Source organism: Stenotrophomonas sp. NPDC077421 (genome assembly GCF_049545505.1).
GTDB lineage: Bacteria > Pseudomonadota > Gammaproteobacteria > Xanthomonadales > Xanthomonadaceae > Stenotrophomonas > Stenotrophomonas nematodicola.
Genome location: NZ_JBMWDP010000019.1, coordinates 69588 through 88309, shown reverse-complemented (window position 1 = coordinate 88309; position 18722 = coordinate 69588). Strand labels below are relative to the sequence as shown.

Here is an 18722-nt window from a genome sequence, read left to right as displayed (position 1 = left end):
CGACCGTGCGCCTGGTCGGTTCGACCGGTGCCAACCCGTACGCTTCGGTAGCTGCCGGCGTCACCGCGCTGTGGGGTCCGGCCCACGGCGGTGCCAACGAAGCCGTGCTGAAGATGCTGGAAGAGATCGGCTCGGCCGACAACGTCGAAAGCGCTGTGCTCAAGGCCAAGGACAAGACCTCCGGCTTCCGCCTGATGGGCTTCGGCCACCGCGTGTACAAGAACTTCGACCCGCGCGCCAAGGTCATCGGTGAAATGACCGGCAAGGTGCTCAAGCAGCTTGGCGTGCAGGACCCGCTGCTCGACGTGGCCGTCAAGCTGGAGCAGGCCGCGCTGCAGGACGACTACTTCGTCGCCCGCAAGCTGTACCCGAACGTCGACTTCTACAGCGGCATCATCTACAAGGCGCTGCAGATCCCGACCGAAATGTTCACCGTCATGTTCGCCCTCGGCCGCACGTCCGGCTGGGTTGCACATTGGCTGGAGCAGCAGGTCGATCCGGAAATGAAGATCGGCCGTCCGCGCCAGGTCTACACCGGCCACGACGTGCGCGACTACCAGGGCTGATCGCCCCGACGTTGCAACGCAGAAAACGCCTCCGCAAGGAGGCGTTTTTTTTTGCGCGTCACGCGCTGGGCTGCGATGCCCGTGCCGACGCATGCTCCGCGCGTCGGCCTGCGGCCGTCACCTCCGCCTTCGTTTCCATCCACACGGGCATCGCGATTTACGTGTCGAGACCCCTGGCGTTTCACCGCTCCGTCCCGTTGATGTCGGGTGTCGACGTGCATTCGCGTCGCCAAGGGTCGCATGCGTCCCGACATTATCGCCGTGCGTCATGGCAGAGAACATCGAACGCCCAGGTCATGGCGGATTCCGCCTGCGCAGGTGGGGCAATCGCGCCTGCGCGATGTCGTGTTCGACAGTCTGGAAAAACAGGCTTTTTTGCGTAGGAATGATAGTCGTGCATGACGACGCTGTGGTGAAAACCCCGCGTAGGAATTGGCGTGATTCGCGCGTCGCGTGCGCGCTGTCGCAGATGCACGGATTATCCATTCGTTTTAAGAATCGTTGCATGTCCAAATCACATTTCATTGACTAACGTGACCGCGCTGCTGGTACGCCCCGTTCGTACCGCAGTGCTTCCACTACGGAGGCTCCTTAAACCATCAGAGAGAGAAACCATGTCGCATATCTTCAAGAAGGCCGCGCTGGCCGTGGCACTCGTCGGCGCTTCGCTGTCGGCAAACGCTGCAGTGGAAGCCAACATCACCGTGTGGGCGAACGTCGATCCGACGCTGTCCCTGCTCAAGGCCGATGGCACCGCGCTGCCCGACGCGGTGCAGCTGGTCTACCGTGCCGGTGGTGCGGGCCTGTCGTCGTGGAGCGAAGACGTGCGCATCTTCACCAATGACATCGAGAAGGACGTCAGCGTGCGCCTCGCCGCCGAGGCCGTGCTGCGTCCGGACCTGGCTGCACCGGGTGCCATCAACGTGCCGCTGACCGTCAGCCTCAACGGCCGCGAGCTGGACACCACCGCGATCGACTTCGCTGCGGATGATCTGTTCGACAGCGCGATCCCGGGGGCCTCGATCGCCATGCCGCTGCGTGTGCAGCAGACCGTGTCCGGCGAAATCAACTTCGCGGGCCTGTACAGCGGCACCGTCGCGCTGGTCGTCGCGCAGAACACCGCCGCGCCGTAATCCCCACCGTGCCGGCCCGTTCGCGGGCCGGCCGGCTATCGGTTGTCTCCCCTATGTTGATACCTGCACCTGCCCTCACCCGGCTGGCGATGGCGCTCGCCCTGACATTGGCTGTTCCGGTCGTTCACGCACGGCCGGTGCCGGCCGGATTCGAAGATCTCGCCAGCGGGCAGTCCGAACGGGTCGATGTACGCCTGTTCGGGCACTCCGCCGGTCTCTGGTCGGCGTGGGTCACGCTGGACACGGTGCAGCTGGACCAGCCTGCGCGGATTCTGGATGCACTGGGGCTGGCCGCCGATGCGCGCGACGCGCTGCAGGCGGCACTGGCCGCGCCACTGCCGCGCAACAGTCATCTGGCCTGTCCCTATGGCCAGCCCAATCCGGGGTGCGGCTGGATCGACAGTCCCGACGATCCCACGCAGGTGCATGCCATTTTCGATGAAAGCGAAGGCGTACTGCTGCTGTTTCCGGCGCGCCAATGGCTGCCGCGGCAGAGCGCCGAGCGCTCCCCCTTCCACCAGGTATCCGAGCAGGCGCAGAACGCGCTGCTGCAGCAGCAGACCGTCAACGTCAGCGGTGGGGACGGCTACCAGGCGCTGAGCGTGCAGGGCAGCAGCGTGCTCGGCGTGCTGCGCAACGGCCACGTTGCCAGCGGCTGGAACTACAGCCGGCAGGCGCGGCAGGGCTACCGCGCGCACGATCGATTCCAGCTGGACGATCTCTACTACCGCCACGATTTCGCCCAGCGACATTACCTGCAGCTGGGCCGTATGGACCGGCGCAACCTGTCCAGCCAGCAGGGGGGCACCTTCAGCTTCGGCATGCTGCCGCTGGACCGCTTCGAGGGCCTGCGCCTGGGCACCACCCAGGCCTACGTCGATACGGAGGCGAGCATCGCCTCCACCCCGCTGACCGTGCTGCTGGGGCGCGACGCGCGCGTGGATGCCTTCGACGGCGAGCGCCTGCTGCAGACCTTCTATCTGCAGGCCGGCGTCAACGAGCTGGATACCCGCCGCTTTCCGCTCGGCAGCTACGCCGTCACCCTGCGCATCTACGAGGATGGCCGCTTCGTGCGCAGCGAGGAGGCCCCCTTCAGCCGCGGTGGCGACTGGTCCGACCGCAGCCTGCAGTGGTTCGTGCAGGGCGGTCGCCGCCGCGCCTACGGCGCACGTACCGGCGATAGCCGTGACGTCTCCGGCACCGCGGTGCAGGCAGGGTTGCGCGTGCCGTTTGCCCGCAATTACGGCTTGACGGCAGGCGTGGCCCGGGTCGCCGACACCGGCTACGGCGAGCTGCGGCTGGAAGGCCGGCAGCAGGTTGGCGGTCATGACCTGCAGGCAATGGTCGGCGTGCTGAGCGGCGGCGATGGCAGCCACGGTCTGCAACAGCAGCTGAGCTACCGCCACTACGCGTCCTGGAACGTCTATCGGCAACGTCTGCGTGGCGGCGCGTGCCAGGCCGGCACGCCGGTCCGGCACGACCGCTTCGGCTGCGTGGATGCGCTCAGCGCCTCGGTGTCGGCGCCGCTGTTCGGCGGCAGCCTGTACCTGGGATACACGCGCCGGCGCAGCTTCACCCCGGAATGGCGCCTGCCTGGCGATGACGACGGCGCCTGGACTGGCCTGCCACCGGGCCTGCCGCCATCGCATGTGCCGACGTTGCGCCCGGCGCAGACCGCGCGCAGCCTGCAGGCAAGTTACAGCTTCACCCGGCAATGGCGTGGCGTGAGCATCGGCAGCCGGCTGGGCGTGTGGCAGCAGAACACCGACAGCGGCACCGGCCAGGCGCATGTCCGTGATCGCGGTGTCTCTCTCAACATTGCGGTATCGCGGCTGCGGCGCGTCGAGCACGGCAGCGTGCAGCAGCGTGTAGCGCTGGACATGCGTCAGCCGCAGCACCGCCGCCCCGATACCCGCCTGGGGCTGTCGCACTCGCTGCGCCAGGAGCATGATGGCGACGCACGCGACCTGGGCGCCGAGCTGGGCGCGTACAACGACGACCGCTACAGCGCGCTGGCCAGCGCCCGCATCGACAACCGGATCGGCCAGAGCGGCGTGGCCCTGTCGTACTACCGGCACGACGGCGGTGGTGAGGTTTCCTACAGCGGCAGCCACACCTCGGGGTTGTCGCTGTCCGCAGGAGGGCTGCACTGGGGCGGCGCGCACGGCGCCGATGCCGGTGTGGTGGTCAGCGTGGACGACGCCCGCGATCTGGAACTGGACGGGGCCGCGGCGGACATCCGCGCCGGGAGCAACCGCCGCCGGATCCTGCACTTCGGCGAGCGGCGCCTGCTGCCGCTGGGCGGCTACCAGCGCCATCGCGTGGACGTGCAGGACGCCAGCGCGCACGACAGCGACGCCGCGGTGCGCGTCGCGCGCCTGGGTGCGGCCCAGCATGCCTTCCTGCTGCCCGGCAAGGTGATCGCGCTGCCGATCACGCTGGACGTGACCTACACCTTCATCGGCAACGCGCGCGACATCGCCGGTACCCCGCTCGAAGGCGCCCGCATCCTCAATGCGCCGGTGCCATCGCTGGGCCGCGATGGCGGCTTCATCGCCGAGTTCCCGCAGCGCGAGCCGATGCTCTACCTGCTGCGCGCGGGCGACCTGCTGCAGTGCCCGCTGACCGTGCGTGAGCGCCGCAGCGTGGTGCTGCTGGTCGGCCAGGTGCGGTGCGAACCGCTGGCGCTGGACCGCCTGCCGGCCCCGATCCGCTACCAGGCCCGCGTGCAGCGGCTGTTGAACGAACTGGCCCCGGTGGCGGGGCGCAACGAACGCAACGTGATGCGTGGAGGTGCGCGATGAGGACCGCATGGCGGCTGGTACTGGCGGGGGTCTGCCTGCTCGGCAGTGCACAGGCACTGGCACAGCGCCCACCGGCGACGACCCCGGCAACCGGCGTGATCACCACGGACATCGTCCGCACCTTCGACCGTTCCGCGCCCGAAGCGCTGGAGCTGTGGGCGCCAAGGACCGTGCTCGGGTATGGGGAGGTGGAGCTGGGGTACGGGAGGATCCATCTGACGTGTGATGAAGACCCTGCGTATGGGCGTTGTCCGACGCGTGATACGCAGGAGGGGCCTGTGTCCCACGCATCCTTCCCACTTCAGTTTCGCGAACTGAGAAGCGGTCAGGACATCGGCATCGACGTTGTAGGGTGGGTAGAGCGGGCCGAGTGGCAGCGCACTTGCAGCGATGATTTCTGGGATAAGAACAGATATCCGCTCTGGAGTTCCACGACTCGCGATTGCCAGATACCTCCAGGTGGTACAGCTGCGCGGCTCATCATTCAGAGTGAAGACGTCGGGAACCTCGTTGCCGGCCGCTGGACTGCAGAACTCCGCCTCAACCTGCGCGTCGATCCTGACGGCCCGATCATCGCCACCCATGTGTTCCGGTTCGATCTGACCATCACCGATCGCGACCGCACCATGATCTACCTGCCCGAGTTCGGCATGGCCGAGCCGCTGGTGGGCCTGCAGCTGGACTACCGGCCGATTCCCTCACCCGGCACGATCGGTGGTACCGCCGTGCTGGACATGTGCCTGTACGACGGCATGGGCTCGCAGAGCGAGTATCTGGCCATCACCGCGCGCGACATGGGGCCCTCCGCGCCCGGGCGGCCGGCATCGCAGTACTCGGTCTGGCACCGCGACGGTGGGCGCGAGGCGCAGGACCGCTTGGACTACCAGCTCACCCTGGACCACAGCGGCCAGAAGATCGCCCTGCGCAACAACGAGGAAGTGCTGCTGCGCGGCATCGATACCGCCGAGCTGCGGCTGGTGATGCTGCCCGACATGAACCAGTGGGTGTACTGCGTGCCCACGCCGCTGACCCTGGAAACCCCCCGTGTGCCGGCGTCCGAGAAACGCGAGGGCTACTACGACGGCCGTCTCAAGCTCGAAATGCGCCTGCCGACCGACCGCCTCTGACCTTCCCCTGGAACCCGATCCCATGAGCAAGATTCCCCTGGCCGGCGCGCTGCTGCTGGCCCTCCTGCCAGCGGCACCGGTGCTGGCCAATCTCAACGTCCATCCCATGCGCGTGCATGCCGAAGCCGGCAAGACCGCCACCGTGCGCGTGCATTCGCAATCGCCGCAGCCGCAGTACGTGCAGGCCACGGTGAAACGCATCCTGCATCCGGCGACCGAAGACGAGCAGGAAGTCGACGAAGCCATCGGCAGCGCCACGGTGATGGCGGTCACCCCGGGCAAGTTCGGCCTCGCCGGCGGCGGCAACCGCCTGGTGCGGATCATTCCGCTGCAGCCGGTCCAGGAGGAAACCGCGTTCCGGGTGTATTTCGAAGGCGTGCGCGGTCCCGACGACAGCGAGCCGGCAGTGCAGGTCCAGGGCACTGGCGCCACCTTGGGTGTGAGCCTGGTCTGGGGAGTGCTGGTCAACGTGCTGCCTGCAGATGGGCGCGTGGAGATGCAGCTGGAAGGCGACCGCCTGGTCAACCGCGGCACGTTGCGACTGGGCGTCAATCATGTCCAGGACTGCGATGCCAGCGGCGTCTGCACGTCCCACGAGTTCAAACGCAGCCTCTACCCGGGCGCGGCAATGACCCTGCCGTTCGTGCCGCGCCCCGGTGGGCGCGTGGAGATCGACTACCGGCTCAGCCATGCCGGCTACCGCGACCACCACCAGACCCTGTTGCCCTGAGCGCCGCGGCATCGCGCCGCGCCGCCTGCATCCCGTTTTCCAACCACGGAGTCTTTGATGAACCGTATCTACCGTTTGATCTGGAACACAACGCTGCGATGCTGGGCGGTGGCCAGCGAGCACACCCGCTCGCGCGGCAAGCCGTCCTCGGCGGCCCGACCACTGGCGGCCGCACTGTGCGTGCTGCTGGCCGGTCCGGCGCTGGCCAACGACACGCAGGTTGATCCACCGGCCGGACCCGAATCCACCGTCGAGGGCGAAGCGGTCTGGAATCACCCCGAGGCGTTGATGCGGGCCTTCAGCGCACCTGATGCCAGCATGCGCGGCGCGGGTCTCACCAGCTACCAGAACGTGCTCATCGGCGGCGGTTCCACCAGCAACAGCACCAAGGGCGTGGCCATCGGCGTGGGTTCGGTCACGGCGTTCGACGGCATCGGTATCGGCAACAATGCCAAGGCCTATGCAGGAGGCGTCGCGCTGGGCATCGGCGCTTCCACCAGCATTGCGGCAGGTGGTACGGCGCTCGGCAAGAACGCACGCTCCGACGCCCTGGGTGGGTCCGGCGCGGTGGTGATCGGTCACAACAGCTACATTGCCACGACCGGTAATACCGCCGTGGCTATTGGTGCCAATGCACGTGTGGATGGCAGCAACGGCATGGCAGTGGGTGCGAGTGCCCAGGCCGGCGGTACCCATGCGATCGCCGTGGGCTCAGGCGCGCAGGCCAGTGGTGTCCGGGCTCTGGCACTGGGCAACAACGCACAGGCACAGGCGCAGGGGTCCATCGTCATCGGCGACGGCAGCAAGCTCGCCAACGCCAACGCCAACGCACACCACGCCATCGTGATCGGCAGCGGTGCGCGCTCCGGCGGCTACGATGCAGGCATCGCGATCGGCCAGAACGCGGTGACCGATGGGCGCGGCAAGGCAGTGGCGCTGGGCGCCAACGCCAATGCCAGTCACAGCAATTCGGTGGCGTTGGGTGCGGGATCGGTCACCACCGCAAATCACCAGATCTCGGTGGGCGATGCCACCACCCAGCGAAAGATCGTCAACGTGGCCGATGCCACATTGGGCACCACCAGTACCGACGCGGTGACGGGCAAGCAGCTGCACGCCACCAACCAGAACGTCACCACGGCGACCAACACCGCCAACAGCGCGCGTACCACCGCCAACGATGCACTGGCCAAGGCCAATGCGGCCAGCGGCCTGATCAGCCAGACCGCCGCCAACGGCAACCTCCGCCTCGGTGGCAGCAACACCGGCACCGCGCTGGACGTGCGCAACCAGTCCAATGCCAACCGGCGCATCACCGGCGTAGCCGATGGCGCCTTGAGCACCGGCAGTACCGAAGCGGTAACGGGCAGGCAGCTGCACGCCACCAACCAGAACGTCACCACGGCCACCAACACCGCCAACAGCGCGCGTACCACCGCCAACGACGCACTGGCCAAGGCCAATGCGGCCAGCGGCCTGATCAGCCAGACCGCTGCCAACGGCAACGTCCGCCTCGGCGGCAACAACACCGGCAGCGCACTCGATGTGCGCAACCAGTCCAATGCCAACCGCCGCATCACCGGCGTGGCCGATGGCGCTCTGAGCACCAGCAGTACCGAAGCGGTAACGGGCAGGCAGCTGCACGCCACTAACCAGAGTGTGGCCGGTGTTGCCACCACGGCCAACGCTGCCAAGACCCAGGCCGATGCGCTCGCGGTCAGCCTGGCAGCGGCGACCCTCAAGCTCGGCATCGATGCGGCTGCCAGTGGCGATGGGGCCGTGGCGCTGGGCAGGCAGGCGCGATCCGAAGGCGGCGTCGGCAACCTCGCTGTCGGCAACGGCGCGCAGAGCTTCAACACCGGCAGCGTGGCACTGGGTGACGATGCACGTGCCGGGGTCGACGCCAACGGCGCACGCGTGTCCACCTTCAATGGTGGCGTGGCCATCGGCTCGAAGGCGCGCAGTGGCAACGGCGCCGTCGCCAGCGGTCTGCGCGCCGCAGCGGTCGGCGACCGCGCGATCGCGATCGGCAATGACGCCGTGGCGGAAAGCACCCACGCGTCGGCACTGGGCTTTGGTGCACAGGCAACGGCAGCCCAATCGACGGCACTCGGGCGGGGGAGCGTCGCCAGCGCGCAATTGACAACGGCCGTTGGCAATCTCTCGACCGCATCGGCCAGAAGCGCAACCGCGATCGGCGACCGCGCTGCCGCCAATCATGAAGGGTCGGTGGCGCTCGGCAACGGTTCAACCACCCAGGACGCGAATCAGGTGTCGGTCGGCAACGCGTCGCTCCAGCGCCGCATCGTCAACGTGGGCGACGGTACCTTGAGCACCACCAGCAGCGAAGCGGTCACCGGCCGGCAGCTGCATGCCACTAATCAGAGTGTGAGCGCGGTGACGACCCTGGCCAACACTGCGCACAGCATCGCCAACGACGCACAGACCAAGGCCAACGCGCTGGGGGGGCTGCTCAGCCAGAGCGCCGGCAATGGCGATGTCCGCGTGGGTGCCAGCAACACCGGCGGTGCGGTGGACATGCGCAACCAATCCAACGCCAGTCGGCGGGTGACCGGCGTGGCCGATGCGGCACTCGGCACCGGCAGCACCGATGCCGTCAGCGGCCGGCAGCTGCATGCCACCAACCAGAATGTCGCCACAGTGACGGCCACGGCCGCCACGCTCGGTGGGCTGGTCGGCCAGGCTGCGGCCAACGGCAATGTACGCCTGGGCGCGCAGAACACCGGCACCACGCTGGACGTGCGCAACCAGGCCAACGCCAACCGGCGCATCAGTGGTGTGGCCGATGGTGTGGTGAGTACCAGCAGTGCCGACGCGGTAAGCGGGCGTCAGCTCAACACCACCAACCAGAATGTCACGGCGGCAACCACGCTGGCCAATACCGCGCACACCGTCGCCAACAGCGCGCAGACCACGGCCAATGAAGCACAGACCAAGGCCAATGAAGCACAGACCAAGGCCACTGTGCTCGGTGGCCTGCTCAGCCAGGCCTCGTCCAGCGGCGACGTGCGCCTGGGTGCCGCCAACAGTGGCGGCGTGCTGGATGTACGCAACCAGGGCAACCAGGCACGTCGTGTGCAGGGCGTTGCCGCCGGTCAACTGTCGGCCACCAGCGACGATGCGGTCAGCGGCCGTCAGCTGTTCGACAGCAACGCGCAGATCGCACGCAACCGCACGGACATCGACCGCCTGCGCGAGGACTTCCAGGACTTCGATCCGGACCTGTCCGATGTGGTGCGCTTCAATGCCGACGGCAATGTCGATCTGGAGGGTGGCCGCCTGCTCGCCGTGGGCGAGGGGCAACTCAGTGCCGACAGCCGCGAGGCGGTCAATGGTGCGCAGCTGTTCGCCACCAACACGAAGGTGACCGAGCAGGGCGCACAGATCGCATCCGCCCGGGAAGACCTGGACGCGTTGCGCGTTGACTTCGACAACTACACGCCTGACCTGGGCAGCGTCGTGCAGTTCGGCGAGGACGGCACGGTGGACCTGAAGGCTGCGCGTCTTGTCGCTCTGGCTGATGGCGAGATCGCGGCAGGCAGCCGGGAGGCGGTCACGGGCGGGCAGCTGTTCGTGACGAATGAGCGGGTATCGGTGCTGGAGGACGCGCAGAAGTATGCGGTCGTTGGTGCCGATGGAGAGAGCCTCGCGGCGCGCGCCGGCCATCTGGCTACCTCGATGGGCAGTGATACAAAGGCTCTCGGCTCCGGATCTACCGCAATTGGCAGCTTCGCCGATGCGCAAGCAACCAATTCAGTTGCGCTGGGACGTGCGGCTCAGGTATTGGCGGGTGCCGATGATGGATTCGCACTGGGCGCACGTTCACGTGTCAGTGCCGAAAACGGGTTGGCGATCGGTGGCTCTACCCAGGTTTGGGAAGGAGCAACCAACAGTGTCGCACTAGGCTACGGATCTGTCGCTACTGAGGCGGGTGAGGTATCGCTAGGCGGTCAAGGTCTCAGGAGGCGAGTCACCAATGCGATGAACGGTATCCACGCTTATGACCTCACCACCGTCGACCAGCTTTCCGGGGTGGTGAACGCTCTCGGCGGCGGCGCGGGCTTTGCCACGGATGGTGGCGTGATTGCTCCCTCCTATGGCGTGCAGGGCGCTGTACACCGCACGGTAGCCGATGCACTGGCCGCGCTGGATGCGGGCGTGGACAGCAATCGTGGCGGACTGGATGCGATGGACGCGCGCCTCGATACGCTGGATCAGGCGCGGGCGATGGCGGATGCCAGTGCCGTGCGCTTCGGCGCCGACCGTTCCGCCGTCGATTTCGGTGGTGCGCGCCTCATCAACGTCGGCGAGGGTGATATCAGCCACGCCGGCAGCCGGGAGGTGGTCACGGGCGGGCAGCTTCATGCCAGCAACCAGCGGATCGCTGGCCTGGAGGAGAAGCACCTGTATGCCGTCGTGGGCTATGACGAGCTGAGCAAACCAGCGGAAGCGGCGCTCCTGGGAACTGCGTTGGGTAGTGACACCAAGGCGTTGGCGGAGGGGGCAACTGCGATTGGTAGTTATGCGCAAGCGAGGGGAAAGAACTCTGTCTCGTTGGGCCGCGCTGCGTTGGTGCACGTGGGGGCTGAGGACGGATTTGCACTAGGCGCGCGTTCGCAAGTACATGTTCGCAATGGTGTCGCGCTCGGCGGCGCCAGCCAGGTTCTGCCGGACGCCGAAAACAGCGTCGCACTTGGACATGGTTCGCTTGCCAGCGGCGCGTACGAAGTCTCACTTGGCCATGTCAACCTCAAGCGTCGCGTAACCAATGCCGCCAACGGCCGCGATGCCAGCGACCTCACCACCGTCTCCCAGCTCCGCAGCGCCTTCGCGGCCTTCGACGGCGACATGCGCATGGATGCCGAGGGGAACATCATCGCGCCGGAGTTCCACGTGCAGGGCCAGCGGCAGGCCACGGTCGGCGATGCGCTGAAGTCGCTCGACGGCGCGGTGGTCGACACGCGCCGGGATCTGGCCAGCATCGATGCGCGCTTCGAGAGCCTGTTCGACGACGGCGGCCTCCGCAGTGACGGAAGCGGCCAGCTGCGGCTGGCCGGGGAACACGGCAGGGTGCTGGGCAACGTGGCCAACGGCATGATCGCGCCGGGCAGCCGTGATGCGGTCAACGGCGGGCAGCTGCATGCGGTGCAGGAGCAGATCAACGGCCGCATCGACGGCCTGCAGTCGCAGATCGACGGTCCGACGGCGGCCGACAACCGGCAGGCATCGGTGGACGACACGGCGACGGGCGAGGCACCGGCCGATCCGCAGGTACCGCAGACGCCGGCCAAGGATGCGCCGGCCGTGGCCTCGGCCGACGTGCCCAAGCCGGGCCCGAAGGCCGATGATCCGCTGCCGGCGGTGGACTCGCGTGCGGTGGATGAGGCAGTCAACCAGGCCAACGCGTATACCGATCAGGCGATGGCCGGCGTGGATCGCAAGCTGGACCGCATGGACAAGCGCCTGAACCGGATGGCCGCGATGGGCAGCGCGCAGGCGGCGATGGCGATGAACACCGCCGGCCTGCAGACCTACAACCGCCTGGGTGCAGGTGTGGGCCATGCCGAAGGCGAGTCGGCGCTGGCAGTGGGTTACCAGCGCGTGCTCAACGAGCGCGGCTCGGCCACCTTCAGCCTCAACGGTGCGTTCACCAACAGCGGTGAACGCACACTTGGCGTGGGCTTCGGCGTGGGTTGGTAAGTCCTGCAGCAGGGGCGGCGCTGTCCGGCCGCCCGGTTGATCAACGCCCCGTGCGGTTCGCCGCACGGGGCGTTTTCGTTTGCGCGTCACCGGTCTCGGCGGGCGCTCAGGCGCCGCCGAGGTAACTGTCGATCTCGTCCTGGCTGAGCAGATCGCGCAGTTGGGCCTGCGAGGCGCGCCGCATCGGCTTCTCGTCGATGGCCGACAGCGGCGGCTGCCGCAGCGCGTCGTAGGGCAGCACCGCGATGTCGAAGGTCAGGTCTTCGGCGCTGAACACCCACACCGGCACGTCGAGGCTGCGCTCGCGGTCCAGCCGCAGCCGTCGCATGCGCGATTCGGCCGGGATGCCGTGTTCCTCCAGAAAGCGTTGCACCGCGTCGGCATCGTCGCTGTGGACCTGCACCTGCACGGGGCTGTTGGTGTCGGCGGTGCCATCCAACACCGGGCCGCACAGACGCGGCGCGAACGCGTGCAGGAAGTCCATCGCGCGCAACGCGGCTTCGCGGCGCTGGCGCAGCTGGGTGCCGTGGTCGGCCCCGGCGAACAGGCGCTGGTATTGGCGCAGCGCATCCTCGATCTCGGCGTTGCGTGGCAACGACGCGTCGTCGTGGATGTCCAGCCGTGCGGCGGCCTTGAGCTTGGCCTGATGGTAGTCGCGGATGCCGCCCTCGGCCATCAGGCGGGCGGCTTCATGGGCAAGCCGGTGGCGGCGCTCGCGGGTCTGGGTGGCTGCATGCTGACGGGCTCGATGCATGACCGTGCTCCTGGGCGACCTGCACGCGACTGTACACCCGCGATGTGACAACGGGGTAGGCAGCGGCAACAGGGACTCCCGGGGCCTGCTGCGGCCCCGGGCATCGCGGTGGATCAGAAGATGTCGAACGCGGCGTCGTCGGCCTGCGGTGCATGGGTGTCGAAGCTGTATTCCTCGATCTTGTCCATGTCCTCGACCTTGACCCACTCGGTGGCGCCGTTGAGCGTGGCCTGGACCATGCCGGACGGCGGCTCGTTCTGTGCGATCGGGGTGTCCTTCAGCGCGGCGCGCATGTACTCGATCCAGATCGGCAGGGCGGCGCGGCCACCGTACTCGCGGTAGCCCAGCGAGCGGAAGTCATCGCGGCCCACCCACACGGTGGTCGCATACGGGCCGCCGAAACCGGAGAACCACGCATCGCGGTGATCATTGGTGGATCCGGTCTTGCCACCGACATCCTCCCGGCCCAGTACCTTGGCCGCCGTGCCGGTGCCGCGCTGGACCACGTCACGCATCATCGAGACCAGCTGGTAAGCGGTCCGCGCATCGATGGCGCGCGGGGCAACCTTGGCATCCGGGTTGGCCGGGCGCGGTGCCTCGGCCACGGCCTGCTGCGGCTTGGCCGGGGCGGCGTTCGGGGCCGGCGCGGCGCCGAAGTTGAAGCCGTCCACGATCTGGCTGGCCGGCGCACCGCCGCTGGTGCCGGCGCAGTCGCGGCAGGCCAGGGCGGGGTTTTCCTTGAACACCACGTTGCCGTCGCGGTCGGTGACCTGGTCGATCAGCCAGGTGTCCACGCGCGAGCCGCCGTTGGCGAACACGGCATAGCCGCGGGCCACCGACAGCGGGGTCAGCGAGGCGGTACCCAGCGACATCGACAGGTTCGGCGGCAGCTCGGCTTCGGCAAAGCCGAACTCGCTGATGTACTTGCGCGCGTAATCCACTCCCATGCCGTCGAGCAGGCGTACCGAGACCAGGTTGCGCGACTGCACCAGCGCTTCGCGCAGGCGCATCGGGCCACGGAAGCCGCCGCCGTCGTTCTGCGGCGACCAGGTCTTGCCGCGGCGGTCACGGAACACGACCGGGGCGTCGAGCACGATCGAGGCCGGGTTGAAGCCCTTGTCGAACGCGGCGGCATAGATGAAAGGCTTGAAGCTGGACCCGGGCTGGCGACGGGCCTGGGTGGCGCGGTTGAAGCTGTTGCCGGAGAAGCTGAATCCGCCGACCAGCGCCTTCAGCGCACCGCTTTCGGCATCCAGCGAGACCAGCGCGGACTGGCCGCGGGGGACCTGGTCCAGCAGCCACTCGCCGTCCTTGGCCCCAGGCCGCACGCGCACGATGTCGCCGCGCTGGACCAGCTTGGCCGGCGTTTTGCCGGTCCACTTGGCGGCCGAGGCCGGCAGCACGATCTCGCGGCGGTTGGCCAGCACCACCGTAGCGCTGCCATCGGCGGCCGTGCTGGCCACGATGGCCGGCAGCAGGACCGACTGCACCGGGATCCTGCGCACGTGTTCGGCGAGGGCTGCGGCATCGTCGCCGGCACCGAGCTCGATATGCTTCTCCGGCGCACGCCAGCCGTGACGGTGGTCGTAGGCGAACAGCCCATCGCGCACCGAGATGTTGGCGGCGGTCTGCAGGTCGGAATTGATCGTGGTGGTGACGTGGTAGCCCTTGTTGACCGCGTCGCCGCCGAAGCGGGCGATCATTTCCTGGCGCACCAGTTCGGCGACATAGGGGGCCTCGACCTGCACCGGCGGCTCGTGCGCGCTGGCGTGCATCGGCACCGCCTTGGCGGCATCGGCCTCGGCCTGGGTGATGAAGCCCAGCGTGGCCATGCGCTGCAGCACGTAATAGTCGCGACGCTCACGGGCGCGCTCGGGGTTGCTCAGCGGATTGCCGCTGGAGGGGAACTTGGGGATGCCGGCCAGCGAGGCCATTTCATCCAGGTCCAGTTCGGCCAGCGTCTTGCCGTAATAGAACTCGGCCGCAGCGGCCACGCCGTAGGCGCGGTTGCCGAAGAAACTCTTGTTCAGGTACAGCTCGAAGATCTCGTCCTTGCTCAGCTCCTGCTCGATCTTGCGCGCCAGCAGGATCTCCGAGATCTTGCGGGTGTAGCTGTACTCCGAGCTGAGGAAGAACTGGCGGGCGACCTGCTGGGTGATGGTGGACCCGCCGGGCACGCGCTTGTCGTTGGTGGTGGCCAGCAGCCACACCGCGCGGGCGATGCCCTTGTAGTCCACGCCGCCATGCTCGTAGAAGCGGGCGTCCTCGGTGGCCAGGAAGGCCTGCTTCAAGCGTAGCGGGACGTCCTTCATCTCGACGGGGCGGCGGCGGGTCTCGCCGAACACGGCCATCAGTTTGCCATCGCTGGCATACACATACATGGGTTCCTGGAGCTCGATGTCGCGCAGGGTCTGCACGTCGGGGAGCTTGGAGGACACGGCGTAGTAGAGGCCGCCGGCAACCGCCGCGCCAATCAATGCCAGAACCAGGAACGCCACCAGCATCCAGCGCAGCCAACGGCGTAAGCGTGTCATCAGGACAGATTCCGATTGCGAATTTCGTGGTCGCAGAGTATAGATTACGCAAGGGAACGGCTGGGGTTGTTCCCGGGGAGCGCAATTCGTTCACCGTCTGGGGATGCGTGAAACGTGCCGTAGTGCTCGTTTCACAGCGTGGCGGTTGCGGTTTGCAAAAAAAACGTTATTAATGCGCGGGCGCAGGTTATGCGTCCAAGTGCCCGTCGGCAGGGGAGAAACCGTGGGGCTTATCCCAAAGAGCCAGTCGCCGCTTATTGGCGTCGACATCAGTTCGACTGCGGTAAAGCTGTTGCAGCTTTCACGCAGTGGCAATCGTTTTCGCGTGGAACATTACGCCGTGGAACCACTTCCGCCGAATGCGGTGGTGGAAAAGAACATCGTCGAGGTCGAAGCGGTCGGGGAGGCCATTCGACGCGCGGTGAACCGATCGGGGACCAAGGCCCGGCATGCCGCCGCCGCCGTGGCGGGCTCGGCGGTGATCACCAAGCTGATTCCGATGCCGGCCGACCTGGATGAGAACGACATGGAAGCCCAGGTCGAGCTCGAGGCGGTCAACTACATCCCGTACCCGATCGAGGAAGTGAATCTCGATTTCGAAGTGCTGGGCCCGATTCCCAACAACCCGGAAATGGTCCAGGTGCTGTTGGCGGCGTCGCGGTCGGAAAACGTCGAGCTGCGCCAGTCGGCGCTGGAGCTGGGCGGGCTGACCGCGCGGGTGATGGACGTGGAGGCCTTCGCGGTCGAGAACGCCTTCGCCCTGGTCGCCAGCGAACTGCCGGTGGCCAGTGACGGCGTCGTGGCGCTGGTGGACATCGGTGCCACCATGACCACGCTCAATGTGCTGCGCGGCGGGCGCAGCCTGTACAGCCGCGAACAGGTGTTCGGCGGCAAGCAGCTCACCGACGAAGTGATGCGCCGCTACGGCCTCACCTACGAGGAAGCCGGCCTGGCCAAGCGTCAGGGCGGGTTGCCGGAAAGCTACGAGATGGAAGTGCTGGAGCCGTTCAAGGAAGCCACGGTCCAGCAGATCAGCCGCCTGCTGCAGTTCTTCTATGCCGGCAGCGAGTTCAACCGCGTCGACCACATCGTGCTGGCCGGCGGATGCGCGGCGCTGGCTGGTCTGCCGGAGATGGTGGAAGAACAGCTGGGCGTGGCCACCATCGTGGCCAACCCGCTGGCACAGATGACGCTGGGCCCGAAGGTGCAGGCGCACGCGCTTGCCCAGGATGCCCCGGCGCTGATGATCGCCACGGGTCTGGCCCTGAGGAGCTTCGACTGATGGCACGCATCAATCTATTGCCCTGGCGCGCCGAACGGCGCAAGCAACGCCAGCGCGACTTCTACACCATGCTGGGTTTTGCCGCCATTGGCGGCATGCTGCTGTCGTTGCTGATCTGGTTCTACTACGACCGTCAGGTCAGCGGGCAGGGGGATCGCAATACCTTCCTGCAGGCCGAGATCGAGAAGGTCAAGGAACAGAACAAGGAGATCGAGCGCCTGGATCGCCAGAAGGACCGCCTGCTGGCGCGGAAGAAGGTGATCGAGGAGCTGCAGGCCAAGCGCTCGCAGATGGTGCACCTGTTCGATGCGCTGGTCCGGACCATCCCCGACGGCGTGGTGCTCACCGCGCTGAAGCAGGAAGGCGACATCCTCACCCTGGAAGGCCGCACGCAGTCCAATGCGCGTGTCAGCGCCTACATGCGCAATCTGGAAAGCTCGGGCTGGATGACCAATCCGGAGCTGTCGATCATCGAGGCCAAGGCGCCGGACAAGGAAAAGGAAGGCGCACCGTCCGTCGGCCCGGTTGCGGACATCAAGGCATTGCCCTACATGTTCGTGGTCAAGGTCACGCTGCCGGCGCAGACCGATCCGAACGCGGCGGTGCCTGCGGTCCCGGGCGCCCCTGACCCGGCGGTCGATCCGGCCGCGCCGCCGGTTGCGCCGCTGTCGCCGGCACCGACGCCTGCTGCCGGCACGCCGGCGGCTGCACCGGCGGGCGCGCCTGCTGCCGCGCCGGCAGCGCCTGCATCGACCCCGGCCGATGCCGCCACCCCGGCCAAGCCGTCCGGCAGCCGCATCGCGCCGCCCGCCCCACACGCACAACCGGCTGCGCCGTCCCCGGCACAGAAGGGGGCCGCATGAGCCAGAAAGTCAATCTGAAAGAGCTGGACTTCAACAACATCGGCAATTGGCCGCAGAAGGCCAAGGTGGTGTTCTGCGCGCTGCTGGCGCTGTTCATCGTGATCATGGCGTGGTTCGTCCTGATCAGCGGCAAGCGCGAGGAACTGGGAACGCTGGAGCAGCGCGAGTCCGAGCTGCGTGCCGAGTTCGAGAAGGAGCAGGGCCGCGCGGTGAACCTGGAGCCGCTCAAGCAGCAGCTGACCCAGATGGAGCAGGTGCTGCAGCAGATGCTGCGCCAGTTGCCGAGCAAGACCGAGATGCCGGACCTGATCATCGACATCTCGCAGACCGCGCTGTCCAGCGGCCTGTCCAACGAGCTGTTCCAGCCCGGAGCGGAGGCACCCAAGGAGTTCTACGCCGAGAAGCCGATCGCACTGCGCATGGTGGGCAGCTACCACCAGTTCGGCGCCTTCGTCAGCGGCGTGGCCTCGTTGCCGCGCGTGGTCATCCTGACCATGCACGACATCAACCTGAAGCCCAAGGACCCCAAGACCGGCATCACCGCCCGCAGCGGTGCGCTGGAGCTGTCCGGTACGGTCAAGACTTACCGTTACCTGGATGACGTGGAGATGGAAGCCCAGGAAAAGGCCGCCACCGAAAAAGACAAGGCAGCCAAGGCCGGAGGCAAGCGATGAGCCTGGGGACGACCGCACGGGTCTGCGTGGTATTGCTGGCGGTGTTGCTGGGGGGCTGCGCACGCGGCGTGACCAGCACGCCGGGCGATGCGCCGAACCTGGAAAAGTGGGTGGCCGATGTACGCGCCCGGCCGGCACCGCCGCTGGAGCCGCTGCCGGTGATGCAGCAGTTTGAAACGTTCGAGTACTCCGCGCAGGGGATGCGCGATCCGTTCACCGATGCCTGGACCAATCCACAGGGCGGATCGGGCCTGCGTCCGGATCCGAACCGCCGCAAGGAGCCGCTGGAAGCGTTCCCGCTGGACAGCCTGGACATGGTCGGTTCGATCGGTCGCGATGGCGGGCTCGTCGCGCTGGTGATGGCCCCGGACAAGGTCACCTATCGGGTGCGTCCGGGCGTGTATCTGGGGCAGAGCGACGGACGGGTGACCGGGGTCTACGAGGACCGGATCGAACTGATTGAACTTGTGCCCGATGGTGCAGGCGGCTGGCTGGAACGGCCGGCAACGCTCGCACTTGAAGATCAATGATTGC

The 18722-nt window shown here is 67.3% G+C and carries 12 protein-coding genes; 10 read left to right on the top strand and 2 right to left on the bottom strand.

The window, feature by feature from the left end; genetic code table 11:
* The 6 genes from ACPEH1_RS12190 to ACPEH1_RS12165 all read left to right on the top strand — a co-directional run.
* Positions 1-566 (top strand): citrate/2-methylcitrate synthase (locus tag ACPEH1_RS12190; RefSeq protein ID WP_423715840.1); only part of this gene is annotated, 566 nt, incomplete at its 5' end.
* A 614-nt stretch (positions 567-1180) separates the two neighbouring features.
* On the top strand, positions 1181-1699 hold the full coding sequence (locus tag ACPEH1_RS12185; protein WP_017356720.1) for a CS1 type fimbrial major subunit: 519 nt from the start codon (positions 1181-1183) through the stop codon (positions 1697-1699).
* 53 nt (positions 1700-1752) lie between these two features.
* On the top strand, positions 1753-4503 hold the full coding sequence (locus tag ACPEH1_RS12180; RefSeq protein ID WP_017356721.1) for a CS1-pili formation C-terminal domain-containing protein: 2751 nt from the start codon (positions 1753-1755) through the stop codon (positions 4501-4503).
* Complete coding sequence (locus ACPEH1_RS12175) at positions 4500-5630, top strand: CfaE/CblD family pilus tip adhesin (RefSeq protein WP_026070871.1); 1131 nt, start codon at positions 4500-4502, stop codon at positions 5628-5630. The genes ACPEH1_RS12180 and ACPEH1_RS12175 overlap by 4 nt, the downstream gene beginning before the upstream one ends.
* A 22-nt stretch (positions 5631-5652) precedes the next feature.
* Entirely contained in the window at positions 5653-6360 is a 708-nt protein-coding gene (locus tag ACPEH1_RS12170) for a pilus assembly protein (protein ID WP_312707628.1), read from the top strand.
* 57 nt (positions 6361-6417) lie between these two features.
* Complete coding sequence (locus tag ACPEH1_RS12165) at positions 6418-12081, top strand: ESPR-type extended signal peptide-containing protein (protein ID WP_423715839.1); 5664 nt, start codon at positions 6418-6420, stop codon at positions 12079-12081.
* 106 nt (positions 12082-12187) lie between these two features.
* Here the strand turns inward: ACPEH1_RS12165 and ACPEH1_RS12160 are convergent, their stop codons facing one another.
* Together ACPEH1_RS12160 and ACPEH1_RS12155 are read right to left on the bottom strand one after the other, a co-directional pair.
* Positions 12188-12835 (bottom strand): hypothetical protein, encoded by a 648-nt coding sequence (locus ACPEH1_RS12160; protein WP_017356725.1) that lies wholly within the window; start codon positions 12833-12835, stop codon positions 12188-12190.
* Positions 12836-12948: 113 nt separating this feature from the next.
* Positions 12949-15369, bottom strand: coding sequence for a penicillin-binding protein 1A (locus ACPEH1_RS12155; RefSeq protein WP_017356726.1), 2421 nt, complete (start codon positions 15367-15369; stop codon positions 12949-12951).
* Positions 15370-15592: 223 nt separating this feature from the next.
* Here ACPEH1_RS12155 and ACPEH1_RS12150 point away from each other — a divergent pair, with 223 nt between their 5' ends.
* Genes ACPEH1_RS12150 through ACPEH1_RS12135 form a run of 4 tightly spaced genes read left to right on the top strand, consistent with a single transcriptional unit; the run spans position 15593 to position 18718 of the window.
* Entirely contained in the window at positions 15593-16651 is a 1059-nt protein-coding gene (locus ACPEH1_RS12150) for a pilus assembly protein PilM (RefSeq protein ID WP_017356727.1), read from the top strand.
* The gene (locus ACPEH1_RS12145) at positions 16651-17514 is read left to right on the top strand and encodes a PilN domain-containing protein (RefSeq protein ID WP_136002981.1); all 864 of its coding nucleotides are present in this window, start codon (positions 16651-16653) and stop codon (positions 17512-17514) included. Before ACPEH1_RS12150 ends, ACPEH1_RS12145 begins: the two co-directional genes overlap by 1 nt.
* A complete protein-coding gene (locus ACPEH1_RS12140) occupies positions 17511-18188 on the top strand; it encodes a type 4a pilus biogenesis protein PilO (protein WP_136002982.1) in 678 nt (225 codons plus the stop codon). Before ACPEH1_RS12145 ends, ACPEH1_RS12140 begins: the two co-directional genes overlap by 4 nt.
* The gene (locus ACPEH1_RS12135) at positions 18185-18718 is read left to right on the top strand and encodes a pilus assembly protein PilP (protein WP_037591971.1); all 534 of its coding nucleotides are present in this window, start codon (positions 18185-18187) and stop codon (positions 18716-18718) included. The genes ACPEH1_RS12140 and ACPEH1_RS12135 overlap by 4 nt, the downstream gene beginning before the upstream one ends.
* The last annotated feature ends 4 nt before the right edge of the window (positions 18719-18722 follow it).